Below are 25,237 nucleotides of genomic sequence, written 5' to 3' on the forward strand. Positions count from 1 at the left end.
TTGCATTCGAACGCAAATCGATTTGCATTCGAATGCAACAGATCCGGAATTGCGGCTCCCCGGCTTCGTTACCGAGCGGGTAGAGGTTAGCGCCGCCGCTGCTAGCGAATCCTGATAAGCTTATTCGCAGGAAAACGGCTGATCCGAATTTGTAACGAACCCTGACATCGTTATTGAGCCTAAAAATGGAGAAAATGATCCGTTTCGCCGGCAATAACGTTACTGGAATTCGTTACAATTTCAAACGGCCGCATTTGGGGCGAATAACGACCGCTGAGTTCGTTAGCCTTATGCAGCTGAAGCTCGACCATCTGTGAGGGATTCGTCTCTCCTGCCGATCCTGATCCAAACCATACGGATCGGCCGCAAGATCGGGCGAAGCAAACGGACGAAACAGCCGCCCCGCACACCGGACGGGACGGTATTGGCTGCGAGTCGGGTTCGCAATCGCTCTATCGGTAAGAAATATGCCGGGTGCACCCCAATTCGACAAAAAACAACCGTGATTCCGTCGAAAACACGGTATAATGATGCTATGGCATCATTTTCATAGCAAAGGATCGGATTAACGATATGGCGAAAGCGGATCAGCTATTGACCGTGCTGTGGCTGCTCAGATCGAGAAGCCGCATGACGGCGGAACAACTTGCCGAACAATTGGAAACGAGCGTAAGAACCGTATACCGATACATCGACGCCCTGTGCATGAGCGGCGTGCCGGTCGAAGCCGAACCGGGACACGGCGGCGGCTACCGCCTGCCTTCGACGTTCCGGGACGCGCCTCTCTTTTTCAATATCGACGAACTGAAGGCGATGGTGCATGCGGGGCGCTTCGCCGAGCAGGCCGGCTACCCGTACATCGAGCCGCTCCGCCAGGCGACCGGCAAAATGCAAAGCCGGCTGAGCGAGGAGCAGATGGAGCAGCTGCAGCGGCATACGACCGGCTTCGAAGTGATGCAGCCGAGCTCCCTCCAGGTGGACGAGCAGCTGCTGCAGGAGCTGGAACGCGCCGTAGCGAGCGGCCGGACGGTTCGCATCCGTTACGAGAAATGGAAAGGAGCCGAGGCGGAGGAGCGGAGCGTCAATCCGTACGGGCTCGTGCACCGGATGTTCAAATGGTATTTGATCGGGCACTGCCATCTTCGCGACGATATGCGCGTCTTCCGCGCGGACCGGATCGTTTCCGCGGAAACGTCCGACGAAACGTTCGAGCGGCCGACTTCCTTTTCGCTGCGCGAGTTTATGGAGGACCGGTTCGATTTCGGGCATTACCCCGCGGATCCGGATGAGGAGCGGACGGTTCGGCTGCAAGGCGAGGAGCACGTCATCTCCATGCTTTGCGACAATTGGTTCGTACGCAACCGGATCGTGTCGCAGACGAGAACGGAACTGACGATGACGATTGACTTTACGGGGATGAACGGCTATTTTGCCCGCTACTTGATGTCGTTTGGGAAGTCCATACGGATTTTGGAGCCTGTCGAACTGCGTCAGCTAATTGCGAAGATTGCGCGCGAAGTCGCGGATTTTCATGGCGGGGACGGGTATGGGGCGGAAGGAAGCAATTAATGTCGAACCATCTTCCTTCCTGCAATGAATAAAAAAAGAGACTGTATACCTAGTATACAATCTCTTTTGAAAGGTTTTGCTACTTAAGATATTAGTCCCACCACTGTTTGACTTCTTTGGATTTCGTACCGATTGCCTTCTTGATCGCTTTGATTTCGGACTGCAGGAGGTTGCTTTGTTTCGCGATGACACCGTTTACAAGGGAATTGTTCTTTTTACCGCTTCTTACGGCAAAACCGATTTCCGTAGACCAAACTACAGTTTGCATATGTACCCCTCCTAATTTTTAAATCTAGGAATATTGTATCATAAAAATACGAAAAAAGGAGAATTTTATGAAAAAAACACGACTGATTTTAATAGTCAGCATAGTAGGATTTATACTGGTCCAAAGCTGGTTTATTTATTTAAATATTCGTTATCCTTATATGGGCGTGAATCTCGAGCAAAATCAATCCGGAGAGTGGGTCGTTTCGACCTTCGATCCCGACGGCATTCAAAACAAAATCGACATTCGCTTAGGGGATCAGATCGTTGCGATTGACGGAATTCCTGCAAATGAATTTAAAACGGTCCTGAAATGGAGATCACTCGAGCAGGCCGATGCGGTCGAAATCGCAAGGAACAATGAGCGAATAACGTTATCAACGAAAAATGTCAATAACCCGCTTCAGTTTACTCTTCTTCCTCTGGTTGCCGAAACGATTTGTTTGGTTATCGCCGCTATTTTGTTGAGAAAAATTCCGAACTCCGTTTCCGCCAAGCTGCTCGCATATGTTTTTTTAAGCGTCGGGGGCACGTTTTTGGGCTTAATTGCGTCCATACGCGGTGATGCATTGGGGAAGATCATGATAACTTGTTTTCTTCTGCTTGTTCCCGTATTATTTTTGCACTTCCTGATCGTCTTTTTTAAGGAAAAGGGCGACAAGCAGCTTCCTTCCTATTTATTGAAATATATGTATTCGATCGTTCTATTAAATTTCATCGTACGATTGTCTTTCTTCTTCAAGGACGTGCACGTCTATGACATATACCAATTAACTTCCGTAGCAAGCATCGTCTTTTTCATTCTCTGTACGATGTACGTTTTCGGGCTGCTCATCAAGCTATATATCGAGCATCGAAATGAAAACTCTTATTTGTCGACCGTTATACGGTTTGTTTGGATCGCGCTGCTCGCTTCGTTCAGTCCGATCGTCATCTCTTCGTTCGTACCAAGAATTTTTTCGAAAGCGGAGATCATTTCTTCTCTGTATACCGGATGGTTTGTGCTTATTTTCCCACTATCCTTTGCTTATTTAATGCTGACAAGACAATTATACGACATTCAGATCGTAATGCGGCGCATTCTATTTACCATCATTCTCGCCATTCTGCCTAGTACGCTTGTCGTTATATTGAATGCTTTGATTTTCCAGGAAGCTTACAGCTTGAAACAATTTTTATTTTCGTTTTGCGTTGTCCTGATCATTTTCACCTTCTTCCTTTACTCGATCGAATACATGTACACGCGACTGGAACGGTTCATGTTCCCCCGCAAACATTTGCTGCAGGCGGCGCTCAAAAAAATATCGAAAGATTTGACGTCGACGTTCAGCTTCCGCGAGCTGAAAGACCTCATTCTCCTCGATATCGTCAATACGCTGCAAGTGTACGGCGGAGCGATCGTGTTCAAATACCGCGACAGCACGGAAATCATCCACGAGGGCGAGATCGACACGAAGGAAGTCGAACGGCTCGTGGCCGAGGACGTCCCGGACGAGCATCCGGAGCTGATGAGCTTCGAGATCAACCGGCACGAGGAATATACGAGCTTTCTCGTCATGACCCGCAAAAAGTCGAACACCCGGCTCGGGCTCGAGGAAGTGCAGTGGCTGAACCTGATCATATCGTACCTCGCGGTCAGCCTCGAAAACGTCTACTTGATCCGCAAGCTGACGGACAAGCTGAACCGTCTCGCCTCGCAGCTGCCGGGCGAGCAGGAGGCGCGCGATTTCAACTGGTTCCGCAAGCTGTCGTTCGAGCTGCAGGAACGGGAACGGGTGCGCATCGCCACCGATCTGCACGATACGACGATGCAGGATTTGTTTTTCCTCAAGCGGAAGCTGGCGGCGGTCGGGGCCAAAGACGAGCTGTCCGCGGAAACGAAAGAAACGATTCGCGGCCTCGTCGAGTACATCGAGATCATCAACGTCAATTTGCGCCAAAGCTGCTTCGACCTGAATCCGTACTTGCTGCAGGAAGTCGGGCTCGTGCGGACGATCGAGAAAATCGTCGAGCGGGAATCGTACTCCTGTCCGTTCCAAATCAAGTTCGACGCCTCGCACGTTCAGGCGATCGAGCGGAAAGATTTGGAATTTAAGCGACATTTATTCCGAATCGTGCAGGAATTGCTTAATAATGCGAAGAAACATTCAGAAGCGTCTCTCGTCCATGTCCGACTGACGACGCTCGGCGGCAAATTCGTCCTGCACTACCGCGACGACGGCGTCGGCTTCGATCCCGAAAGCCTCGACGCGCCGGATATGGGCGCGTCCGGAGTCGGCATGGAGCAGCTGCGCAGCCGCATTTTGCATATGCAGGGCCAACTGGAGCTCGAAGCCGGCCAAGGTTCCGGCGTCGATATCCGCATCTCGTTTCCGATGAAAGAAGGGTTGACGGCATGAAGCGCGCGTTTCGTACGATCGTCGTGGACGACCATCCCGTAGTCGCCCGGGCGACCAAACATATTCTGGAGCAAATCGACGGCGTCGAGGTCGTCGGCATCGCCGCAAACGGCGAAGGGTGCCTGGCGCTCGCCGAGGAGCACCAGCCCGATCTGCTGTTCCTCGACTACCATTTGCCCGACTTTTACGGCAGCGTCGTCGCCGAGCGGGTCCGGCGCGTTTCCCCGGGCACGCACATCGTCATTTTTACGGGAATCGACGTGGCCGACATGTACAACCATTTGCTCGAAATCGGCGTCAGCGGCATTTTGTCGAAGGAAGCCAGCGAAACGACGATCCAGAACATCGTCCGCTGCATTTTGGACGATCATACGATGATTCCGCTTCCGATCTACCGGCAAATGCGTTTGTCGACCCGGCAGCAAGCGTCCGAGGCGGAGCCTATCGATTTGTCCGCCGACGAAATCGTCATTATGACGATGCTCGTCAAAGGGGCCACGCACGAGCAGATCGCCGAGCATATTCACGTCAGCAAGCGGTCGGTCGACAATTATTTGAAAAAAATATACGAAAAAATCGACGTATCGAGCCGCATTCAAGCGATCGAGAAATTCGTGAGAAGCCCGCTATACGCCGAGCGACAGGAGGATCATTGACGATGGAAGCCGCCATTTTGCGCGAAACCGAGCTTTGGATCGACCGGCTGGTGCCGGTGCCTTCCTTCAACGACCTGCTGAAAACGTTCGTCCGCGACAAGGCGGCGGAACGTTCGCGATGGGGCGAGATGACGCGCCGCGTCCATTTCATGTTCGGCGGCGACTCGCCGCATATCGACCGAATCGCGGCCATGACCGAGCTGATCGTGCTGGCGCTCGACATCGCCGACGACCTGCAGGATAAGGACAATACCGAAAAAAGCTGGATGCAGTGCCCGAACGAGCTGTCGCTCAACGCGGTCATGGCGCTGCTGATGGGGACGCTGGGCGAGCTCGGCCGGCTCCGGGCGGAGCATCCCGGAGAGCCGCTTCCCGATCCGGGCGAAGCCGCACTGATCGTAATGAACGCGGTGAACGGCCAATACCGCGACCTGATCGGCGATATCGTCACCGAGCAGGACTACATCGCCGTCGTGCAGCAAAAATCGTGCATGCTGCTGAAGCTGGCGTATTACATGGGCTACGGCGGCCTGCCGGAGGCGCGGTCGATCGAGCCGCAGATGGATTTGCTGGCGGGCTACCTGGGCGTCGTCTCCCAGCTGGCCAACGATCTTCGCGACGTCCTGCGCTATGACGTCAAAAACGATCTGCTGCATAAAAAAAAGACGCTGCCGATCTTATTCCTGCTCGGCGACGAGGACGGCGAGTTCACCGTCATCCGCCGCTATTACGAGGGCGCCGTCGGGCGGGACGAGTTTTTGAAGCAAAAAAGCGCCTGTCTGGATTACATTCGGGACTCGGGCTGCGTCGAGTATACCGAAGTGATCAAGACGCTGTTTTTGCAAAAGGCGGAGGAGACGTTCGAGGCGATCGAAGCGGCCGAGCCGGCCTGGAAAGAGCGTTTCCGCGAGCTGGTCATCGGGCCGCGCGAAGACGCGGAGGGCGAAGCGCAAGCCGAATCGACCGAGGCGGCGACCTGAGACACGCCCGGTCAATAAATCCGCATGACCGAGGAGGCCGGCTCGTGCTTGCTTTCCCTGTATTCGGTCGGAGTGCCGCCGACGAGCCGCTTGAACACTTTGGCAAAATAGCCGGGCGTCTCGAAGCCGGTCATCCGCGCGACGTCGGCGATCGACAGCGACGTCGTCGACAGCAGCGACACCGCCTCCTCCATGCGCACCTTGTTCAAGTACGCGACGGGCGACATTCCGACAACCCGGCGAAACTGCTTGCAGAAATGATACTTCGACAGCTTTTCGGCGTCCGCGATATCTTGAAGCGCAATCGCCCGGCCGTAATGCTCCTTCATGAACCGAATCGCGTCCGAAAAAGCTTCCGCATGCGGCGGCGGCTCGGATTTCCCCGCCCGGCCGGCTTCGTCCCAGGCGTTCAGCAGCCATTCGTAAATGCGGACCGATTGATCGACCGCGCCGCCGAGTCTCCCGCTTTTCGCCTCCCCGTACAGCTGGAACAGCAGCCGAATCGGCTTGCTGTCCTTGCCGAACGGCAGCACGCGGCCGCGGCCGCACAGCTGCTGCCAATACGGGGCCGCCGTATCCCCGCCGAAACGAAGCCAGAGCACTTCCCACGGCTTGCCGCTCGCCGGATCGTAATAATAGCGGTGGTCGCCGGGGATTTCCACCAGAAACGCATGTCCTTTCGGTACCGGATAAAGCGCGTTTCCGGCCTCCAAGTAGCCGGTGCCGGACAGCGTATATTGAAACAGCATCCCTTCCGCATGGCGCTTCAGCCCGTGAAAATCGTAGCCCGGTCCGGTCACGACCTGGTGGCCGACCGTATAAATGCGCAGCAGTCCGGGATTCGGATCGGTGTAGCGGAAACCGAACGAAGACAGCACAATCTGTTGCCCCTTTATGACGAAATACCGTTGTCCTTGGAAAGAGCCTCCGGTACGAAAGCGGAACCTCGGAAGCTTAGAAGCTTTTTTGCAAGAAATCGTATCCTTGTTCGAGAACGTCCAGCGGCGGACGATGCCCGCTTGCATGATTGATGAAAAGATACTGCGACGAATCGGTATAGCCGGCCCGCTTTATGAAGTCCAATGCATCTTCGTTGTCGTAAAGTCCCGCGATCAGAACAAACGGCTTAAGTCCGCCAATGCGGAGCAGCTCCGCATGGTCCATATGGGCCGCTTTCAATTTATCGAGCTTTTCTCCCCAATACCAGGGTTCCGACCAATTCGTCCTATCCCAGTCCATCCCGAAATCGCTGCATAGTATCGCTTTAATCCGGTTGTCCAAACACCCCGTGTATAAAGCCATTTTTCCTCCAAGCGAATGTCCGACTATACCGATACGCTCATTATCGACGCGAGGGTCGGAGCACAGGAGGTCCACCAGAAGCCGGGTATCCGCAATCAGCTTGCCAATGCCGGTCCACTCCGGATGATCCCGTAGCAGGCTGTCGGCGGATAGCCGCCAACGCGAGAAATCTTGGCGTTCCAGGTCGAGGTCCCGGTAGGTCAGGTGATAGGCTTCCGCTGTGACGGCAACATATCCGCGGCGCACAAGATGCAGAGCCATCGAAACGCCGGGTTCGTCGGTCGGCTCGAGTGTGTCGAGGTTATACCCAGCCGCCCGGTCGGGGTAGTAAAACGGAACGACGACAGCCGGCAATTTTTCGTTGACGGTTTTCGGAAGCATCAATAATGTCTGTTGCACCGTACCCGGCCCGTTTGCTTGCTCGTACAACTCTCCGTCAAAATCGGGCGTCTCGAATTTGCGAATAAGCCGCAGATGACGCTTGTACTCATAGCGATCCGGCTTGCCGATCAGATCAAGCCATTTTCGAGTAAAGTCATTGAATTCGTTCATTTCGGTTCTCCTTGAACATTTATCCGGATAGAAGGACGTTTAACCTACCTTCAAAATCTAAATTCTCCAAAAGGAAGGCAAACCCCTCCTTGGCCGTCTGCTTTGGCCGACGCCGCCGAATAAACAAGCGATCACGCAGCGCTATCGTGTAATCGCAATATTTTACCCCTTTATGACGAAATATCGTTCTCTTGCGCGCCCGATCGATGTTTCATACACTTGCTGTATGAAGGACGGCAACAATATTTTATCATAAAGGCGGGACAACGGTCATGAAGCTCGAACCATCATTCCCCTGCTTTGCGGACGTTCGCGACGGCGTGCTGACCGTCGGCAATTCGCGGATCGAGCGCAAATGGGCGCTCCGGTCCGACGGCGTCTTTCCTTTATCCGTCTCGGACCGGCTTACCGGAACCGAATGGCTGGACCCGAAAGCGGCGGGCGCCGCTCCGGCGTTTCGGCATCCTGCACTGGCGGGCCCGCCGACGAATATCGACGTCGACCGGCAGCGAGTCGTCGCTAGCGGCCGCGTGCCGGAACATTTGCTCGTAACCGTTGCGGCCAAGTGCGGCCCGATCGATGTCCGATGGCATATTCGCGTTTATCCGGACGCCCCGGTCATCCGCCAAACGTTATGGTACAAAGCATCCTCCGCCGAATCGGGCGGCGCCGACGAAGCGCGGCCGACAGGCGGGCCCGCCGCGAACGCCAAGCTGCCCGCGGACTATACGGACTATATTCCGCTCGCCGCACTGCACTGCCGCTGGAAGTCGGTTGCGCTGCTCGACGTGACGGATACCCACAACAATCTCGTCCGCGCCGAGGAAGGTCTGCTGTATACGGACAGCGAGAAGCGCTCGCAGGACGGCAATTTCTTGACCGTCCACAACAATTTGACCAAGAACGGGCTGCTCCTCGTCAAAGAAAGCCCTACCGCCTTCGGTCAGTTGAACCGTGCGGCCGGCGACTATTATATCGCGGGCAAAGCATGCTGGGTGACCGGCTCCGGCGTCTCCGAGCGGGACCTCGAGCACGGGGAATGGGTCGAGTGCTACGGGAGCGCCGTCGGCTTGTATAGCGGCGGCGAGCTGGAGCAATGGCGGCTCATCCGGCGCTATTACGACTGCCTGGAAGCGCGCCGCCCCGAAAGCGACACGTTCGTCATGAGCAATACGTGGGGCGACCGCTCCCGCGACAGCCGGGTATCGGAATCGTTTATGCTGCAGGAACTCGAGCGGGCGGCCCGGCTCGGCGTCACCCACGTGCAGATCGACGACGGCTGGCAAAAGGGCGTGACGGCCAACTCGTTCATTACCGGCGGAACTTGGGCGGACTACTATTCGAAAGCGACCGATTTTTGGGACGTCCATCCCGAACGGTTTCCAAACGGTCTCGCTCCCGTCGTGAAGCGCGCGAAGGAGCTCGGCATCGAGCTCGGCCTCTGGTTTTCCCCCGACTCGACGAACGATTTCGCTTACTGGCGCCAAGATTTCGAGCTGCTGCGGAACATGTGGGACGAATTCGGCATCCGTTCGTTCAAGCTGGACGGCATCTCGATCGGCAGCAAGCTCGGGGAAGCGCGGTTTTTGCGCATGCTGGACGAAATGACGAAGCATACGTCGGGCGACGTCTACTTCAATCTCGATACGACGAACGGCCGGCGGCTCGGTTATGTGTACCATACGACGGGCGGCTGCTTGTTTTTGGAAAACCGCTATTCCGATTTCAAAAGCTATTATCCGCATTGGACGCTGCGCAACCTGTGGATGCTCGCCCCGTACGTCCCGGCGGGCAAGCTGCAAATGGAGTTTCTCAACCCGGCGCGCAATGCGGCGCTGTACGGCGACGACCCGTTATCGCCGGCGGCATGCGGCATCGCTTACGGCTTCGCGGCGACGATGTTCGCGAATCCGCTCGCCTGGATGGAGCTGTCGGGCTTGTCCGAGGACGACGCCCGGTCGCTCGAGCCGCTGGTCGCGCTGTTCAACCGGCTGAAGCCGGAGACGAGCCGCGGCCATGTGCTGCCGGTCGGCAGCGAGCCGTGCGGGACCGGCTGGACCGGGCTGCAGTGCGCCGTCGATGAGCGCCAAGGTTATTTGCTCGCGTTCCGCGAATATACGGACGAAGCCGTCGGCTCGTTCCGGCTGTGGGGCGAACGCGGCGCGTCCTTGCGGCTCGAATGCCTCGTCCGCTCGGAGGGGCGCGACCGGCTCGATTTCGCCGGCGACGCCGCCCTGCTGCAGCCGGACGGCGACGGCCGCATCGCCGTATCGCTCGGCCGCCCGCTGAGCTTCGGGCTGTACCGGTATACGCTCGCATGACGGTTTAACCTTACCGTCGCTGACGGTACCGTTGCGTTCACGGCGCCGAGGCCGGATACGTTATGATCTTGTATTGGAAATCTTCGCGGATACGCCGAAGCCGAAGGGCATACAACGCAACCTCCGCCATCCGTCCCGGTTCGATCGGAATCGGGGCGGATTCGCTTCGCGTTTTCCCTCTCCCTCTCCCTCTCCTTCTCCCGATGCAATTAGGGGTAGACCGATTCCCGACCGACTGTGTATAATGATAAACGTTGACTATCGGACCCGACTTTTCTGAAAGTGGAAAGTCATTGTTTGAACGAAATTTATAGCGTTGGATCGGACCCGCGACTTTCTCCGGAGAGAGAAGTCCACCTAAAACAGAACGGGAGTGGATTGTTTTTTGCTGTACCGAAAACTGAAAAGCGATTGGCTGTTCAACGTTCATCGCGACGTGCTTTCCGGCATGACGGTCGCTCTGGCGCTCATCCCGGAGGCGATCGCCTTCTCCATTTTGGCGGGAGTCGACCCGATGGTCGGCTTGTACGCTTCGTTCTGCATCGCCGTGACGATTTCGTTCGTCGGCGGACGGATGGGAATGATCTCCGCAGCGACCGGGGCGATGGCTTCGCTGATGGGGCCGATTATCGCCGGCTACGGGATCGAATATTTGTTCGCCGCGACGATTATGACGGGCATCATTCAATACGTAATGGGCTTGCTCAAATTCGGGAAATTCATTACGTTCATCCCCCATTCCGTCGTGACCGGCTTCGTGAACGCGCTGGCCATCATTATCTTCATGGCGCAGCTTCCGAACTTCCGCGGGGCGAGCTGGCACATGTACGCGATGGTGGCGGCCACGTTGGCCGTCATTTACTTGCTGCCGCTGCTGACCAAAGCGGTTCCGTCCGCCCTCGTCGCCATTATCGTCATGACCGCTTTGTCGATGACGCTGCCTTTGGATCTGCGCACCGTCGGCGATATGGGGGAAATCAAGCAGGCGCTGCCGTTTTTCCATATTCCGGACATCGAGCTGTCCTTCGCGACGCTGGTGGGCCTGCTGCCGTTTTCGTTGGCGCTCGCCGTCGTCGGCCTGACGGAGTCGTTGATGACGGCGACGATCGTGGACGAAATGACCGATACGAAAAGCGAAAAAACAAAGAAGTGCGCGGCCAAGGCATCGCCAACATCGTCTCCGGCTTTTTCGGCGGTATGGCGGGCTGCGCGATGATCGGCCAAACGGTCATCAACGTCAAGTCCGGCGGAAGGTCGCGCCTGTCGACGTTCGTCGCCGGCGTCTTTTTGCTCGTGCTCATTCTGGCGCTCGGCGGCGTGGTGAAGCAAATTCCGATGGCCGCGCTCGTCGGCGTCATGATTATGGTTTCGATCGGAACGTTCGACTGGGGCTCGGTGAGAACGATCCTGAACATTCCGCGCAGCGACGCGCTGGTCATGATCGTGACGGTAGCGATCGTCGTCGCGACCTCCGACCTGGCGATCGGCGTCGTATCCGGCGTCGTCTTAAGCGCCCTGATCTACGGCTGGAGAAGCGCGAAGATCGCGGCGAACGCCGTAGTCCAGCCGGACGGAACGAAGGTATACCGGATCACGGGCCAGCTGTTTTTCGGGACGATGTGGCATTTTGCCGATTTGTTCGATTACAAAAACGATCCCGAATCGGTCGTGATCGATTTTTCCGCGTCCCACGTTTGGGACCATTCGGCCGTGACGGCGATCGCGAAGGCGACGCTCAAGTACGAGAAGGCGGGCAAACGGGCGGCGATCGTCGGCTTGAACGAGGAAAGCCGGAAGCTCGTCGAACAGGTCGGCCTCGCCGCCGCGTCGGGGCATTGAGGCGAAGCGGCGTGCCTGTTTGCCCGGACGGGCATGCCCCGCCTCGCTTGGGCCGGGAACCGGCGGGCCCGGTCCGCATGTCCGCCCGCGGCTACCGGCGGGCGCGTTTGCCCCACGGCTTGTAGACGGACAACAGAAACATGCCGGCCAGCGAAACGATTTGGAAGACGACGCCGGCGAACAAATAAACGCGGTTCGCCAAAAACGCCGGATCGTGCAGCGCGTCCATCCCGAGCCGGCCCGACAGGTCGGCCGCCTTCAGCGTCCAGACATAGATGCCGACCATGCCGATGCCGATCGCCGCGACCGTCAGCAGCTCCTTCGCGATGATCCAGTAATAGCGCAGCAGCCCCCAATGGGTCAGCACGGACAGCAGCACGCCGGTGACGACCGTACCGATCGTCGAGGCGCGAACCGACGAGCGGGCGAGCACGAGCATAACGGCGTAGCATGCTTGAAACAGCTCGGGGTTGCGCGTCCCCGCGGCCGTAATGTTCATGACGAGAAAGATGACCATGCTGCCGAGCATGATGGAGGCGAACAGCAGATGGACGGCCAGCAGCAGCTTTTTTTGCGAGTTTGTGATTTTATTCACATAAATCCCTCCAACCGGGCGCGAACCGGCTCTCCTCCCGTTACAGGTTGAACCGGTAGCCGACGCCCCAAATCGTTTCGATATATTGCGGCCTGGACGGATCGGACTCGATTTTTTCGCGCAGCTTGCTGATATGCACCGTTACGGTGGCGATATCGCCGAGCGAGTCGAAGCCCCATATTTTCTGAAACAGTTCGTCCTTCGTGAACACCCGGTTCGGATGCATGACGAGAAACAGCAGCAGGTCGTACTCCTTGGACGTAAACGTCACCTCCGCTTCGTTCACGTATACGCGCCGGGACAGCTTGTCGATGCGGATGCCGCGCAGCCGGATTTCGTCCGGCTTCGGCTCGCCGCCGCCGACCAGCCGCTCGTAGCGGGCCAAATGCGCCTTCACCCTCGCCACCAGCTCGCCGAGGCCGAACGGCTTGATGATGTAATCGTCCGCGCCGAGGCCGAAGCCGCGAATTTTATCGACCTCTTCCTTTTTCGCCGATACGATCAAAATCGGAACGTTCGACGCCTCTCGGACTTGGCGGCATATTTCGTACCCGTCCGTCTTCGGCAGCATCAGATCGAGGATGATGAGATCGTACCCGCCTTTTAACGCGAGCTCGAGCCCGACGTCCCCGCTCGACGCGACATCGGTCCGGAATCCGCCGGCCTCCAAATAGTCGCGCTGCACTTCCGCAATGACCGGATCGTCTTCGATGATGAGCACTTTTTTCATCCTGGTTCTCCTCCCGTCCCGCTTTGCGGCGCTCTCGGCAGCGCGATCGCGATGACCGTCCCTTCGCCGGGGACGCTGTCCGCCCATACGCGCCCGTCGTGTTCCTCGACGATTTGCTTCACGATGGCGAGGCCGAGACCGCTCCCGCCTCCGTTGCCGGTTCGCGACGGGTCGGCCCGGTAAAACCGGTCGAAAATGTGCGGCAGCGCCTCGGGCCCGATGCCCGCCCCGTTGTCGCGAATGCGCAGGATCGCCTCGTCCGGGGTGACGGACAGCTCGAAGCCGATTCGTTTCGGCCGCTTATCCAAATATTTGATGCTGTTGTCGACGACGTTTTGAATGACGCGGTGCAGCTTCTCGCGGTCCCCTCGCACGTAGACGCCGGACAGTCCCCCGGCCTCGACCGTAAATTCGATGTCCGCGTTTTGCGGCTGAAGCCGGAGCTCCTCCGCATGCTCCTCCGCGTACGCAACGAGCTCGAGCTTCTCGAAATGGAACGGAACCCGCTTCAAGTCGAGCTTCGAAAACAAAAACAGCTCGTCGATTTGCCGGTCCATGTCGGCCGCTTTTTTGGAAATCATCCGCATATATTTGTTCCGCTTCTCGGGCGTATCGGCAATGCCGTCGAGGATGCCCTCCACGCACCCTTTGATCGCCGTGATCGGCGTCTTCAAATCGTGCGAAATGCTCGACAGCAGCTCCTTGCGGTTTTCCTCGTACTGCAGCTGCAGGCCGATCGACCGCTTCAGGCGCGCCCGCATTTCTTCGAACGCCTCGGCGAGCTCCCCGAATTCGTCCTTGCGGGAGCTTAGCTGCACGCCGCGGTCGAGATCGCCGTCCTTGATTCGCTCCGCCGCGTCTTTCAGCGCGTACAGCGGCCGGATGAAGCTGCGCGAGACGAGCAGCGTCAGCACGCCGTTCGTCAGCACGAGGATGAGCAGAAGCGTGACGATGGCGACCGGAACGATTTTCGGAAACAAGCGGGCCATCGGGCTCATATCGGACAATACGTAGGCGGCGAGCCGGCTGCCGTCGGCGAACGTCCCCTCGTACCGCACGACCGAATAGTCCCGGTCGCCGGCCCGGAAAAAGATTTCGCCTCCCCGCCCTTCCGACCCGTGGTGCCCGCTCTCCCCCGAAGCTTCCAGCTGGGCGAAGTCGACGCCTTGGACGTACGACGATACGAACGTCGGCGTTCCGCCGCGCGCGACGACGAGGCCGGCCTTCAGCTCGTCGAGCCTTCGGCTCATCTCGTTCAGGAAGCCGCTATCGCTCAGCTTTTCCGGCTCGTATTCGGTCAAAAACTGAATGCCCGAAATCAGCACGTTCTTTTTCTCAAACTGTTGGTGAACGTAAGCAAGCCCTCTTCCGCCGACTTCCGTATCCCCGTAATATTCCTTGATGCCCCGAATGTCGCGCATAAACACGGCATACAGCAGCATGATGCAGACGAAAAACAGCACGATCGGGATGAGCACCATGCCGAAATTGGACAGCAGCAGCTTTTTGCGGATCGACATCGGCGTTCCCTCCCGTCGCAGGTTGATTGGACTGCGCTTATAGCGTCCGTGTCCGGTATCCCTAGAACGCTTTTTTCTCGAACAAATACCAGCCCGCCGTATAGCTTATCATACAACTCGCGAGCAAAAAAACAAAAATTTGCAGCAGCTTGCCGGAGGCGACGGCGCCGCCGACCCACAGCGAATGCCAGTCGGCATACGTCACGAACGACCAGGCGGCCGCTTCCGGGAAAAAGAACGGCAGCAGCTTTGCGCCGGCGTACAAGACGACGCACAGGGCGAGCGTGCCGACGCCGCTGCGCAGCCATTGCGCCACGAACGCGGCGGCCGTCCCGATCGCGGCCATCGCCACGAAGGCGGCGGCATAGGCGACGATCGAGTCCGGCAGCCCGGCCAGCGCCGCTCCGCCGTCCAGGACGAGCGCGGCGGCGGTCGAGACGAGCCAGACGACGGCGAGCAGCGCCGCGGCGTACAGCAGCAGCGCCGCCACCTTGGAGGCGAACGCCTTCGCCCGCGATATCGGCCGCAGCAGCACGAGCTTGATCGTTCGGTCGGCGTATTCGCCGGAAAACGACTCGGCGGCGGCCATAAACAGAAACAGCGGCAGCAGGGCGGTCGCGAACAGATCGAGCATCAGCTGCGGGAAATCGCGCAGCGGCCCGAGACCGATGCCGGTGCGCAATCGGCCGAGCAGAAGCGCCGCCGCGACCGGCACGAGCGCGGTCAGCGCGACGGCCAGCTTCGTCTTCGTCTGCGCCAGCAGCTTGATCGTTTCGTTGTGCGCGTTCGCGTACAGGCTATACCACTCCGACATGCGCGATCCCCTCCTTCGCTTTGCGGATTTCCGCCAAATACGCTTGCTCCAGGCCGCCCGCTTCCGCCGTCAGCTCGCCGATCGCCGCTTCGCGAAGGAGGGCTCCGCCGTACATGAAGCCGACCCGGCTGCACATCCGCTCCATCTCGTCCAGCATATGGCTGGAGACGAGAAACGTCGTGCCGCGCTCGGCCGCCAGCCGACCGATCAGCTCCCGCAGCATGACGGTTCCTTCGATGTCGAGCCCGTTCGCCGGCTCGTCGAGAATGACCAGCTCGGGATCGTTCAGCAGAACGGCGGCCAGCGCGAGCCGCTGCTTCATGCCGAGCGAATAGCTCCCCGCCTTTTCCCGCCGGTACGGGGCGAGGCCGACCCATTCCAGCACCTCGTCGATGCGCGTATGCTTCAGCCCGGGATAAAAGCGCGCGGCAAGCTTCAAATTCATATACCCGCTCATGTACGGATACACGTCGGCCGATTCGACCATGCAGCCGACCCGCCTCATGGCGGACTCGAACCGGTGCGGCATCGGCTCCCCGAACAGCGCGACGTCGCCGCCGTCGGCCCGGATCAGTCCGGTCACGAGTTTAAGCGCGGTCGTTTTGCCGGAGCCGTTCGGGCCGCACAAGCCGAATACGTCTCCGCGGCGCACCGTGAAATCGACGTTCCGGACGCCGCGCCCGTTGCGGTACTTTTTGTTCAGCCCGCGCACTTGCAAAACTGCTTCCATTGGCGAAACGCTCCTTTCGGTCGGTGCGGGTGGCGGCGGAAGCGGGCGGCGGTCCGCCGATCGCCGAAGCCGGCGGGCGCTGCCGGCCATCGCCGGTCGTACGATCCGGCGGAGCCCGCGCCGCGTCCCTGCCGCGACCGGCGCTTGGCCCTGCTCGGACGGCGCCAGGCCGCGTCAGCGAATCAGCGGCCGCCGCGCTCCCCTTTTTTCGGCTCGATCGGCTCCACCGTCTTGCCGGTCAAGTCGACCGAGTCGGCTTTCGTCGCGTTGACGCCGCTCAGGTCGAGCTTCGCCGCGATGACGACGGTGTGCGCCGCCCCGGAGTCGTCTTTGCCGGAAATTTGGATTTCCGCCGATTGGTCGTCTACGTAATTGTTCGCGTCGATCGTGGCGTTCAGCTTGATTTCGTCGATGCGGACGTCCTGCGTCAGCTTCGGCAAGTTCGGCATCGTGTCCGGCGCGAACAGCGGACCGGCGCCGGGATCCGAGCCGTCGTTCCCCCGCCCGTGACCTTTCGCCCAGCCGTGCGCGCCGCCGCGCTCCCCGTGCTCGCCTCCGGCATGGCCGATGAGCAGCGAGCCGATCGCGTTGACCGCTACCGGCACCTGGTTGCCGCTCAGGCTGAGCGCCACCCGCTTGCTGCCGTCGGCGTTTTCGTCAAGCGTCACCCGGTCTTTCAAATTGCCGACGAGCGCATCGAACACCCGCTCCAGCTTTTGCGCCAATTCGGGGTCCGGGGCATGCGCCGCGCCGTTTTTCGGACCGTGCCCGCCGCCTTCGCCCTTGCCGTGCTCCACGATGCGGTATACGTCGCTGTCGCCCGGCTTCAAAATCGTTTTGCCGTCCTGGACGTATACGTTCATGCCGTGCGACGCGCCCCCGGCGCTTACCCGGACGTCCCCGCTTGCGGCGGCGCCGTCTTTTTTAAATGCCGTTTGCGCTTCGATCAGCTTCGTGCCGCCGTCGGAAACGACGACGCCCGCCTGCGCGGCGAAGCTGGTCGCCGTATGCGTCTGCTTGACCGCCGATTTCCACGCGTCGTAGCCGGATGTGCCCGCCATCGCCGACAGCCCGCTGACGGTCAGCATGACCGCGCCGATGCCGAGGCCGGCTCCCATCGCGATCCATTTTTTGTTGTTGTTCATTTCTCATCCCTCCTGGTTGGTTGCTGCATCTTTAGAATAGCCGGGAGGTCTAAAACCGCCGTAAACGAAATGTAAAAAAAGTATAAAATTCGGTCCGGCCGCCAAATCGCGAAAATAGGCAACGTTAGGCGACGGCGCGAAGGCTTCGTCAGGCGCCTTCCGCGGACCAAAAAACCGGCTGCATCCGCAAGCCGGTTCGGCTGCCGCACGATGCGGCCGTTCACGTCGATGTCGCCGCCGAAGCCGGCTCCTGCGCCCCGCCCCGGTCGACCAACCCTTTGTTCGCCCACGCCCGGCTTCTCCATCGGAAAAACATAATGACCGCGCGCAGCCATTCGTCCGCCGCTATCGCCAGCCATATGCCGACTAGCCCCAAATCGAGGCGGAACACGAGCCAATAGCCCAGCGGCAGGCTCATGCACACCATGGACAGCACGCCCATATAAACCGGGAACGTCGCGTCGCCGGCCGCCCGGAGCGAGTTGATGATGACCATGTTGCACGTTCGTCCCGTTTCGAGTACGATGCTGAGCAGCAAAACTTGCGCGCCGAGCCGGACAATGTCCGGGTCGTCCGTAAACAGGCCGAACAGCGGCACGCGAAACGCGATGACGAGCGCATCGATCAGCACCGTGATCGCGAGCGCCCATCGGACGCTCGACCATACGCGGCGGTACGCGTCGCCGTGCCGCTCCGCCCCGACGAGCCGGCCCGTCACGATCGCCGTTCCCATGCCGACCGCCGCGCTGAACAAATAAATGTACATCGACATGTTCGAGGCGTACTGCTTGGCGGCGAGAGCGGTCGCCCCGAGAAACGTCGTGTAGAAGACGAAGACGAGCTGGCAGCATTGGTACATGATTTGCTCGAAAGCGGAAGGAAGGCCGATTTTCAATATTTTTCGAACGTACGCTTTCGGAAATTCGAAATAGTGCCCGAAGGCGATCCGTACTTCCATGACCCGGTACATCAGCCCTATGAAAACGACAAGGCAAACGAACCGGCTGGCCACCGTCGAAATCGCGGCCCCTTGGACGCCCAGTTCGGGAAAGCCCCAATGGCCGAAAATAAGCGCGTAATTCAATGCGACGTGAATCAGGTTCATGCCGAGCGACACGAGCATCGTTTCTTTCGTAAACCCGTACGTCCGGACGATCGCCGCCATGATATTGATCAGCGCCTGCAGCACGATGCCGCCGCCCACGATAACCAGATACGCATCGGCGTACTCGAGTATGTCGCCCTGCAAATTCATCGCCGTCAGCATCCGTCCGCTCCCCGCGAGAAACGCGAGACTGAGAAAGAGACCGACGATCGCGTTCAGCGCGACCGCCACGGCGGCGATGCGCGCCGCTTCGTAATGCTGCCGCGCCCCGATATATTGCGACAGGACGATCGCCGCGCCGTTTCCGATCACCTCGAGCACGAGTATCGCGATCGTAATTATATGGTTGGACGCCCCGACCGCCGAGACGGCATTGTCGGATACGCGGCTGAGCATGAAGAGATCGACGCTGCCCATAAGCAGAAACAGCAGCATTTCGAGAAAAATCGGCCACGTGAGCCGAAACAGCCGCATGTCGCGGCTGCCGGAAGAAGCGGGAATGTCCGAGGAGCTGGAGTGCTTCATGATGTCACCTTTCCTTACACGAAAAAGAATGTCGCCGACTATCGGCAACTGCATCATAGCATACGTTCGCCCTTCGCGACTACGGGATGGCCGTTATTGCACTTTTCCGAAATCTTTGATTTTCACGTCCGCCACGACGCGGATATCCGCTTTGGAAAAAACGTCGTTCCATTCCAGCCGTTTCCACTGCTCATAGCTTACTTTGTTTCTCGCATGCTGGCCGATGCCGATCGAATCGGCGCCGCATTTTTGCATCAGCTCGAGCAGTTCCTGGCATCGGCGCCGCACGAATTCCGTCATTTCCGCTTCGAGCAGCCGCTGGTCGCGAAAATTTTGCATCGAGCGGTCGCCGATATACTCGAGCAGGGAGCCTCTGATTTTCAGCCGCACCGTCGCCTTCAGCGGCTTATCCTTCCGCTGCGGATCGAACGAATCGATCGTCACCTTTCTGTCGCTTACCAAATAGTTCAGCGACACCTTGTCGCCATGCCCGTTGTTCGCCGACAAATCCATAAACATTTTGCCCGTCCGCACGTTGCCGTACAGCAGGCCGAACAGCGTTTTGTCGTCCGGCTCCACCCGGCCGACCATGCGGTCCCGCTTGAACAGGGCGATGCCGTCGATGACCAAATGTTTCGCCGTCCCTCGAATGATCGTCGCGACCGGTTCGATGCCGTCGTCGTAATAGTCTCTCATGAACCGGTGGATGTTCGTATCGGGAACGTCCCCGGTATGAACAACGGTTCGTATCAAATTATCGATATATTCGCCGGCCGTCGAGTGATGCGCGTAGCTTCGCGACAGGAGCTTCTGCGTATCGCCTTCCACGACGATGACGTGAACGCGGCTTCCGACCGAAGGATCGCGCATCAGCAGGCCGACGTGCTCCCAGATTCCTTTTTTGGCGAGCGTTTCCCCGATCAGCACTTGGCGCAGCTGCCCTTTTACGATTTCCCGGTTATTTTGCCGATTAAAGACGAGCATCGCCTCTTCCGACGTACTCGCGATCGTGGAGTAAATCACCGTTTGCTTTTGATTCGACAACGGGATGCTGACCGTTACCCGCAGCTTGTCGGGCTCGTCTTCCCCCGCCGTATCGTAAGCGATGCTTCGCAAGAAGCCGACCTTCTCCAACACTTTTTCGTCCGTACAGCCGGTCGCCAGGATCAAGACAACGGTCGCCAATAGTGCCAGGACGCTCCTCATGATGTCGCGTCGCCTCCCTTTTTCGTCCGGTACCGCCAGGCGAGCGGTATGAGCAGAACGGGGATGACGAACGCCAGCCCCATCTCGGTATAGAACATGAACCGCAGCAGCAGCATCGACTGTCTGAGAATTTGCGGAATCCAGCCGATGCCGTAAGCGGCGCATACGACGGAAGCTTCCAGCAGCTTGCGCCTGGCCCGCGGGAATACCCGCCGAAGCGTCGTAAGCCCGGCGAAGCAAAACATGACCGTCGACATCAGGTTGGAAAACAGGAAAAAGGTAAACACCAAATTTTCAACCCGGTTGATGAACGGAAGCTCGATATATTCGAGCATGCTGATCAGCGGGTATTGCAGCATCTTCAGCTGCTCGAAGCTGAAAAAACCGAAGGCGACCCACGTTGTAACCAGCAGGACGAACGTAAAAGTAAGATGGCCGATGAAAACCCCGCGAAACAGCCTGCTTTTGGCGTCCGTAAACGGAAACAAAAACATGCACAGCTCGTAGCCGACGAAAACCGCGTACACCTCCGCCCAGTTGTGAACGATCCCTCCGTTCTCGGCCCCTTGGAACCAAAAATTCGTAAACCGGAGCAGCTTCCAGTCGCTCCAGAAATAAACGATTAGAACGAGCATCCAGATCGACAAAAAAAAGAAGACGGTGCTCGCCTTGCTGATGCCGTATATCGTCTTCGTCAGCAGCGCGTACACCATAAAGCAGAACAGGACAAAAATAAGCATCGGGTTCGTCGTCTGAAACGAGATTAAGCGAAAAATCAAAATAAAATGTTTGCCGATCATCGCCCCGAGCGCGACCCAAAACAAGGCAAGCAGCACGTACAGCGGGACGAGCAGCGGCTTCGGCACGGACGCCTCGGCCAGCTCGAACACCGAGGCGCCTTTACCGAGCCGGTAGACGATCCGGTACAGCAGCAGATTAAGCAAGACGATGCCGGACAGAACAATAAGCCCGAGCCAGCCGTTCGTGCCGAAATTTTCCGCGACGAGCCGCGGGACGGCGAACGCCGTAACGTCCAGCTGAATCATGTAAATGAGGAGCGCGATATGGAAGCTGCTCAGTTTTTCTTTAACGTGCATTCGGGTTACTTCCTCATTTTATTTTTGATCGGATTGTCCGTCCTGCTGATGGACGGCCGTTTTCGGATCGCCCACAGCGGTCCGCGTACGAACGTATCGAGCATATCCGTAACGTTCACCGGCGCTACCGGCGTCAAATAAGAGGCGCCGAGGTTCGTTATGCCGGCCAAATGAATGATGACCATGCCGATCCCCATCATAAGCCCCAAATTTCCGAGCATTCCCGCCAAAATGATGAGTCCGAACCGGATCAGCCGAATGGACGCGCTCATGACGTAGCTGGGAATGACGAACGAGGCGATCGCGGACGTGGCGACGGCGATGATCAAAATGTTGCTCGTAAAGCCGGCCTGCACGGCGGCTTGTCCGATGACGATACCGCCGACGATGCCGATCGTCTGCCCGATTTTCGTCGGCAGCCGCGCTCCCGCTTCCCGCAGCAGCTCGATCGTCGTCTCCATCAGCAGCGCCTCCATAAGCGGAGGAAACGGAACCTTGCTCCGCGATTCGGTCAAGTTGAGCAGCATCGTATGCGGAATCATTTCGTAATGGAACGTCGTCACCGAGACGTAAAAAGCGGTGAACCCGATCGTCACGATGAAGCCGACAAACCGGAGAATGCGCAACGAAGTCCCGAGCAGCCACCGCTGGTAGTAATCGTCGGGCGAAGAGAAAAAGTCGAAAAAGGCGGTCGGGCAGGCGAACAAAGACGGGCTGCCGTCCACGATGCCGGCAATGCGTCCCCCGATAATTTTGGAAGCGATCGCATCGGGACGCTCCGTCGTCATAAATTGCGGGAAAACGGAATTCGGGTTGTCGTCGATCAGCTGGACGAGCATATTCGCCTCGAAAACGCCGTCGAGTTCGAGATTGGCGATTCGTTCTTGAAGCAGCCGGACATAGTCCGGATCGACGATGCCGTCCATGTATACCAAAATGACTTCCGTTTTCGTCACTTCGCCTACCGACAGCCGGATCGTTTTCAAATGGGAGCTGCGGATTCGCTGTCGCAGCACGCTCAAATTTTGCATCGCATTTTCGACAAACCCGTCGTGCGGTCCGGCGATGACCGTTTCCGTCTCGGACTGTTCGACCGATCGGCCTGTCGCATGGGCGATATCGACCAAATACGTCCGGTCGCGGTGAAAAATCGCCGCCTTGCCGAACAAGATGCCGTTGACGCACTGCTTCGCATCGTAAACCGGCGTAAACGGCGAGCTGCCGAGCAGGTCGGATATATCGCTTTCCGTCGCGCGGGAGAGCGGTTCGACGACGTCGCGAATCAGCTCGTCGTTGCCGACCAGAACGTTAATATAAAGCACATCCGCGCCGCACTGCGGATAACTTCGATGCGCCAGATCCGAGCAATTCTCGAACTGGCGGACGATATGCCCGAACGTCGGCTTTTCGTCCGAGCCCACGGCTTTCACCGTAACCCGTTCCGGGTGTTGCCCGTTCAGCTTTGCAAACCAATGACGGAACAGCCTCATGGCGCCCCTCCCTTTGCCGAATGTCACGCTTATACTTTTCCCCATCGATTGGCATCGTACCCATGAATTCGCCGATACAAAAAAAAACACCGGGATGCTCCCGGTGCCGATTCCGTTGGCGGGCGTCACACCGCCGGCGTACGCCCCTTCAAATCTTCGTAAAACGCCGCCTGCGTCGCCATCATGTACGGAGTCAGCCATATAAAGCCGAGTCCGAACGGGATCGCCGCCAAAATCGCCCAGCCGATAAACGTCAAATACAGCACGAACAGCCGTCCTTTGTGCCCTTTCATCATTTGCTTGCTTTGGCGGATCGCCTCCATCGCTTCGATGTTCGGGTTATCCTTCAGGATGTAGAACGATTGCGAATACCGAAGCGCCGCGATAATGCCCGGGACGATCAGCAGCAGCGTCCATAAAAAAACGAAAATTTGCACGAGCAAGTAGACGAGAAACGAAGGAGCGAAGCGGTCGAACGAGCCGAACAGCACCCCGACTACCGGCTTCTCGCCGCGATGAAGCTGCAAAAAATAAGTGACGAGACCGAGCGTAAGCGGTCCCCCGAGCACAAGCACCGCGATTCCTCCGATGTACGGTATGTACGAGAGCACTCCGAGGATGATGGCAAACAACAGCGCAATGCCAATCGCGGGAAGCCAATTCCCGCTCAGGCTTCTCCTTGCGGTCGCCCGCAGTTCGCTACTTGTCGGCATCGGTACGATTCCTCCGTTATCGATTATTGTCGCCGCGGGCGATCCGGCCGCTCGTTCCGGACCGGACCCGGGGACGGATCGTCCCGCAACTTCAATTGGATTATATTCGTACCGTATTGTCCTCTATGCTATAAAACCCCAAAAAGTGAAGTTTGCCTTCGAAGCTTAGTCCGATTACTTTTCGGGGGCCCCGATCCCCTCCCCCCAAAAGTGAAGCGAAGCTTCGATCACTTCGCCGCCCCTTTGCTCGCCTCGATCCCTTTGTTGCCTTCCTCCTCCGCTTCCCGCAGGGCGGTGTTCAAATCTTTTCCTTTCATATACTCGGCAAACTTCTTCTCCAGCACGACCCGGACATTGCCGGAATACACGCTTTGCGCGGCAAACGGCGCGGGCTTGCTTTTCAAAATGCCTTCGACGTTTTTCCCTTTCAGGATCGGCATGTCGGCTCCGAAATATTTGTGCAGCTCCGGATTTTTCAACGGAGAAAGAACCGCCGCCTTTTTCGTATACGCCATCTGCACGTCGTCGGAGGTCAGCACCTGAATGACCTTCAAAGCCTGATCCGGATTGGCGCTGTTCGTCGTGATGCATAACGCATACGCCTGCACCATCCCGTACGCGTTCGGCCTCTCCCTGTAGCTCGGATATTGGACGACGTCCCAATTGAGATCGGACTGCGCCAAGCCGCCGAGAACGCCGTGGGACGGATACATCGCCACGTTTTTGTCTTTGACGAAGCGGGCGACCGTGCCGGCGTGATTCGATATGGTGTTTTCGTTGCCGGGAATCGCGTAGATCGTTTTCGCCAGCTCGAACACTTTTTTCCATTGGTCCGTATTGACGCTCGCCTTCGACGTTTTCGGATCGACGAATTGCAGCGACAGCGGATTGCCGAGCTTCTCGATGCCTTCGGGATCGAGCCCCTTGTATTGAACGCCGGCTTCGGTCCGGGTCAGCTTTTTGGCGAGCTCGATGGCGTCCTCCCAATACATGCCGTCCTTCGGATAAGGCACGCCGAATTTATCGAAAATGTCCTTGTTGTAAAACGTGGCGTAAAAATCGACCCCGAACGGGAGCCCGTATAAAATGCTCTTGTTGTCGTTGTCCCTGAGCCCGTCGACGATCAGCGGATCGAACCGGTTCAAATCGATTTGTTCCGTCTTCAGCTTCGGCGTGATGTCGGACAGCAGCTTCAGGTTCGTGAACTGCGGCAGCACCGAATTCCACGCCATGATGATATCCGCGCCGCTTCCTCCGACGGCCAGCGTTTCGGGCTGCGTGTCTTTCCCTCTCGTAATCGGCTCCAGCGTAATGTGCGGATATTTCTTTCTGACCGGCTCCGCAAAAACGGATTGGAACAAATCTTCGTTGACCGGGTCCCATAAATAAATGCGGATCGTCACCGGCTCCTGCTTGGCCGGAGCCCCGCCGTCCGGCGTTGCGGCCGTCTCTTTGCCGCCGGAGCAGCCGGCGAGTGCAAGCGAACTCGCCAAACCGACCAGCAGCATCGTTTTTCCGTTTTTCATCCCCGTCTTCGCCCCCGTCTTCCATAAATAGCGTGCGATTGGCCGTTTCTCAGTTTGATTGTATAGAAATCGGCGGCCGGAAACCTCTCCGATGCTGGCTTTTTTCTCGCGAAAAGTGTCCTCCGGAACCATGGCCGGCCGTCGCCGCGCCCCATC

At 58.0% G+C, this 25,237-nt stretch carries 21 protein-coding genes and 1 pseudogene; 7 read left to right on the top strand and 15 right to left on the bottom strand.

The genetic code is table 11. The annotated features are described in order from the left end of the window. The first annotated feature begins 573 nt into the window (after positions 1-573). Complete coding sequence (locus PV407_RS28420) at positions 574-1,569, top strand: helix-turn-helix transcriptional regulator (RefSeq protein ID WP_332093380.1); 996 nt, start codon at positions 574-576, stop codon at positions 1,567-1,569. Between the two features lie 91 nt (positions 1,570-1,660). Here PV407_RS28420 and PV407_RS28425 read toward each other — a convergent pair whose 3' ends face one another. Then, entirely contained in the window at positions 1,661-1,837 is a 177-nt protein-coding gene (locus PV407_RS28425) for a hypothetical protein (protein ID WP_332093381.1), read from the bottom strand. A gap of 1,162 nt (positions 1,838-2,999) precedes the next feature. Between PV407_RS28425 and PV407_RS28430 the strand changes: the two genes are divergently transcribed. Genes PV407_RS28430 through PV407_RS28440 form a run of 3 tightly spaced genes read left to right on the top strand, consistent with a single transcriptional unit; the run spans position 3,000 to position 5,871 of the window. Beyond that, on the top strand, positions 3,000-4,235 hold the full coding sequence (locus PV407_RS28430) for a sensor histidine kinase (RefSeq protein WP_332093382.1): 1,236 nt from the start codon (positions 3,000-3,002) through the stop codon (positions 4,233-4,235). Continuing rightward, on the top strand, positions 4,232-4,891 hold the full coding sequence (locus PV407_RS28435; RefSeq protein WP_332093383.1) for a response regulator transcription factor: 660 nt from the start codon (positions 4,232-4,234) through the stop codon (positions 4,889-4,891). Before PV407_RS28430 ends, PV407_RS28435 begins: the two co-directional genes overlap by 4 nt. 2 nt (positions 4,892-4,893) lie before the next feature. Next, on the top strand, positions 4,894-5,871 hold the full coding sequence (locus tag PV407_RS28440; protein WP_332093384.1) for a polyprenyl synthetase family protein: 978 nt from the start codon (positions 4,894-4,896) through the stop codon (positions 5,869-5,871). An 11-nt stretch (positions 5,872-5,882) separates the two neighbouring features. On the opposite strand, the gene PV407_RS28445 is transcribed toward PV407_RS28440, so the two are convergent. Further along, the gene (locus PV407_RS28445; protein ID WP_332093385.1) at positions 5,883-6,749 is read right to left on the bottom strand and encodes an AraC family transcriptional regulator; all 867 of its coding nucleotides are present in this window, start codon (positions 6,747-6,749) and stop codon (positions 5,883-5,885) included. A 76-nt stretch (positions 6,750-6,825) separates the two neighbouring features. After that, positions 6,826-7,725 (bottom strand): alpha/beta hydrolase family protein, encoded by a 900-nt coding sequence (locus PV407_RS28450; RefSeq protein ID WP_332093386.1) that lies wholly within the window; start codon positions 7,723-7,725, stop codon positions 6,826-6,828. A gap of 272 nt (positions 7,726-7,997) precedes the next feature. On the opposite strand from PV407_RS28450, the gene PV407_RS28455 reads away from it, so the two are divergent. The 3 genes and pseudogenes from PV407_RS28455 to PV407_RS28465 all read left to right on the top strand — a co-directional run bounded on the left by PV407_RS28455 (position 7,998) and on the right by PV407_RS28465 (position 11,885). After that, a complete protein-coding gene (locus PV407_RS28455) occupies positions 7,998-10,046 on the top strand; it encodes an alpha-galactosidase (RefSeq protein ID WP_332093387.1) in 2,049 nt (682 codons plus the stop codon). Between the two features lie 448 nt (positions 10,047-10,494). Further along, positions 10,495-11,435: pseudogene (locus tag PV407_RS28460) on the top strand (SulP family inorganic anion transporter); the annotation flags it as partial. A 228-nt stretch (positions 11,436-11,663) separates the two neighbouring features. Further along, a complete protein-coding gene (locus PV407_RS28465; RefSeq protein ID WP_332093449.1) occupies positions 11,664-11,885 on the top strand; it encodes a sodium-independent anion transporter in 222 nt (73 codons plus the stop codon). A gap of 91 nt (positions 11,886-11,976) precedes the next feature. Here PV407_RS28465 and PV407_RS28470 read toward each other — a convergent pair whose 3' ends face one another. From PV407_RS28470 to PV407_RS28525, 12 genes are all read right to left on the bottom strand, one after another. Beyond that, positions 11,977-12,480, bottom strand: coding sequence for a hypothetical protein (locus PV407_RS28470; RefSeq protein WP_332093388.1), 504 nt, complete (start codon positions 12,478-12,480; stop codon positions 11,977-11,979). A 40-nt stretch (positions 12,481-12,520) separates the two neighbouring features. Then, positions 12,521-13,210 (bottom strand): response regulator transcription factor, encoded by a 690-nt coding sequence (locus tag PV407_RS28475; RefSeq protein WP_332093389.1) that lies wholly within the window; start codon positions 13,208-13,210, stop codon positions 12,521-12,523. Further along, the gene (locus tag PV407_RS28480; protein ID WP_332093390.1) at positions 13,207-14,730 is read right to left on the bottom strand and encodes a sensor histidine kinase; all 1,524 of its coding nucleotides are present in this window, start codon (positions 14,728-14,730) and stop codon (positions 13,207-13,209) included. Before PV407_RS28480 ends, PV407_RS28475 begins: the two co-directional genes overlap by 4 nt. Positions 14,731-14,791: 61 nt before the next feature. Beyond that, positions 14,792-15,544: an ABC transporter permease gene (locus tag PV407_RS28485; RefSeq protein WP_332093391.1), complete on the bottom strand. Its 753-nt coding sequence runs from the start codon at positions 15,542-15,544 to the stop codon at positions 14,792-14,794. Beyond that, entirely contained in the window at positions 15,528-16,274 is a 747-nt protein-coding gene (locus PV407_RS28490; RefSeq protein WP_332093392.1) for an ABC transporter ATP-binding protein, read from the bottom strand. The genes PV407_RS28485 and PV407_RS28490 overlap by 17 nt, the downstream gene beginning before the upstream one ends. A 182-nt stretch (positions 16,275-16,456) precedes the next feature. Then, complete coding sequence (locus PV407_RS28495; RefSeq protein WP_332093393.1) at positions 16,457-17,419, bottom strand: hypothetical protein; 963 nt, start codon at positions 17,417-17,419, stop codon at positions 16,457-16,459. 220 nt (positions 17,420-17,639) lie between these two features. Further along, a complete protein-coding gene (locus PV407_RS28500) occupies positions 17,640-19,049 on the bottom strand; it encodes an MATE family efflux transporter (RefSeq protein WP_332093394.1) in 1,410 nt (469 codons plus the stop codon). A 93-nt stretch (positions 19,050-19,142) separates the two neighbouring features. Then, on the bottom strand, positions 19,143-20,255 hold the full coding sequence (locus tag PV407_RS28505; protein WP_332093395.1) for a Ger(x)C family spore germination protein: 1,113 nt from the start codon (positions 20,253-20,255) through the stop codon (positions 19,143-19,145). Further along, positions 20,252-21,352 carry a GerAB/ArcD/ProY family transporter gene (locus tag PV407_RS28510; RefSeq protein ID WP_332093396.1) on the bottom strand — a complete coding sequence of 367 codons (1,101 nt, stop codon included), beginning with the start codon at positions 21,350-21,352 and terminating at the stop codon, positions 20,252-20,254. The genes PV407_RS28505 and PV407_RS28510 overlap by 4 nt, the downstream gene beginning before the upstream one ends. A gap of 5 nt (positions 21,353-21,357) precedes the next feature. Next, the gene (locus tag PV407_RS28515; protein WP_332093397.1) at positions 21,358-22,842 is read right to left on the bottom strand and encodes a spore germination protein; all 1,485 of its coding nucleotides are present in this window, start codon (positions 22,840-22,842) and stop codon (positions 21,358-21,360) included. A gap of 125 nt (positions 22,843-22,967) precedes the next feature. After that, a complete protein-coding gene (locus PV407_RS28520; protein ID WP_332093398.1) occupies positions 22,968-23,555 on the bottom strand; it encodes a DUF975 family protein in 588 nt (195 codons plus the stop codon). Between the two features lie 227 nt (positions 23,556-23,782). Next, complete coding sequence (locus tag PV407_RS28525) at positions 23,783-25,081, bottom strand: ABC transporter substrate-binding protein (RefSeq protein ID WP_332093399.1); 1,299 nt, start codon at positions 25,079-25,081, stop codon at positions 23,783-23,785. Positions 25,082-25,237: the final 156 nt, after the last annotated feature.

This window comes from Paenibacillus sp. GYB003, assembly GCF_036577625.1.
Classification (GTDB): Bacteria; Bacillota; Bacilli; order Paenibacillales; family NBRC-103111; genus Paenibacillus_AB.

Bases quoted from the DNA above. Each gene is read 5' to 3' on its own strand.
- PV407_RS28420 (WP_332093380.1), top strand. From the start codon at position 574: ATGGCGAAAGCGGATCAGCTATTGACCGTGCTGTGGCTGCTCAGATCG.
- PV407_RS28425 (WP_332093381.1), bottom strand. From the start codon at position 1,837: ATGCAAACTGTAGTTTGGTCTACGGAAATCGGTTTTGCCGTAAGAAGC.
- PV407_RS28435 (WP_332093383.1), top strand. From the start codon at position 4,232: ATGAAGCGCGCGTTTCGTACGATCGTCGTGGACGACCATCCCGTAGTC.
- PV407_RS28440 (WP_332093384.1), top strand. From the start codon at position 4,894: ATGGAAGCCGCCATTTTGCGCGAAACCGAGCTTTGGATCGACCGGCTG.
- PV407_RS28450 (WP_332093386.1), bottom strand. From the start codon at position 7,725: ATGAACGAATTCAATGACTTTACTCGAAAATGGCTTGATCTGATCGGC.
- PV407_RS28455 (WP_332093387.1), top strand. From the start codon at position 7,998: ATGAAGCTCGAACCATCATTCCCCTGCTTTGCGGACGTTCGCGACGGC.
- PV407_RS28465 (WP_332093449.1), top strand. From the start codon at position 11,664: ATGTGGCATTTTGCCGATTTGTTCGATTACAAAAACGATCCCGAATCG.
- PV407_RS28475 (WP_332093389.1), bottom strand. From the start codon at position 13,210: ATGAAAAAAGTGCTCATCATCGAAGACGATCCGGTCATTGCGGAAGTG.
- PV407_RS28480 (WP_332093390.1), bottom strand. From the start codon at position 14,730: ATGTCGATCCGCAAAAAGCTGCTGCTGTCCAATTTCGGCATGGTGCTC.
- PV407_RS28485 (WP_332093391.1), bottom strand. From the start codon at position 15,544: ATGTCGGAGTGGTATAGCCTGTACGCGAACGCGCACAACGAAACGATC.
- PV407_RS28490 (WP_332093392.1), bottom strand. From the start codon at position 16,274: ATGGAAGCAGTTTTGCAAGTGCGCGGGCTGAACAAAAAGTACCGCAAC.
- PV407_RS28495 (WP_332093393.1), bottom strand. From the start codon at position 17,419: ATGAACAACAACAAAAAATGGATCGCGATGGGAGCCGGCCTCGGCATC.
- PV407_RS28500 (WP_332093394.1), bottom strand. From the start codon at position 19,049: ATGAAGCACTCCAGCTCCTCGGACATTCCCGCTTCTTCCGGCAGCCGC.
- PV407_RS28505 (WP_332093395.1), bottom strand. From the start codon at position 20,255: ATGAGGAGCGTCCTGGCACTATTGGCGACCGTTGTCTTGATCCTGGCG.
- PV407_RS28510 (WP_332093396.1), bottom strand. From the start codon at position 21,352: ATGCACGTTAAAGAAAAACTGAGCAGCTTCCATATCGCGCTCCTCATT.
- PV407_RS28515 (WP_332093397.1), bottom strand. From the start codon at position 22,842: ATGAGGCTGTTCCGTCATTGGTTTGCAAAGCTGAACGGGCAACACCCG.
- PV407_RS28520 (WP_332093398.1), bottom strand. From the start codon at position 23,555: ATGCCGACAAGTAGCGAACTGCGGGCGACCGCAAGGAGAAGCCTGAGC.
- PV407_RS28525 (WP_332093399.1), bottom strand. From the start codon at position 25,081: ATGAAAAACGGAAAAACGATGCTGCTGGTCGGTTTGGCGAGTTCGCTT.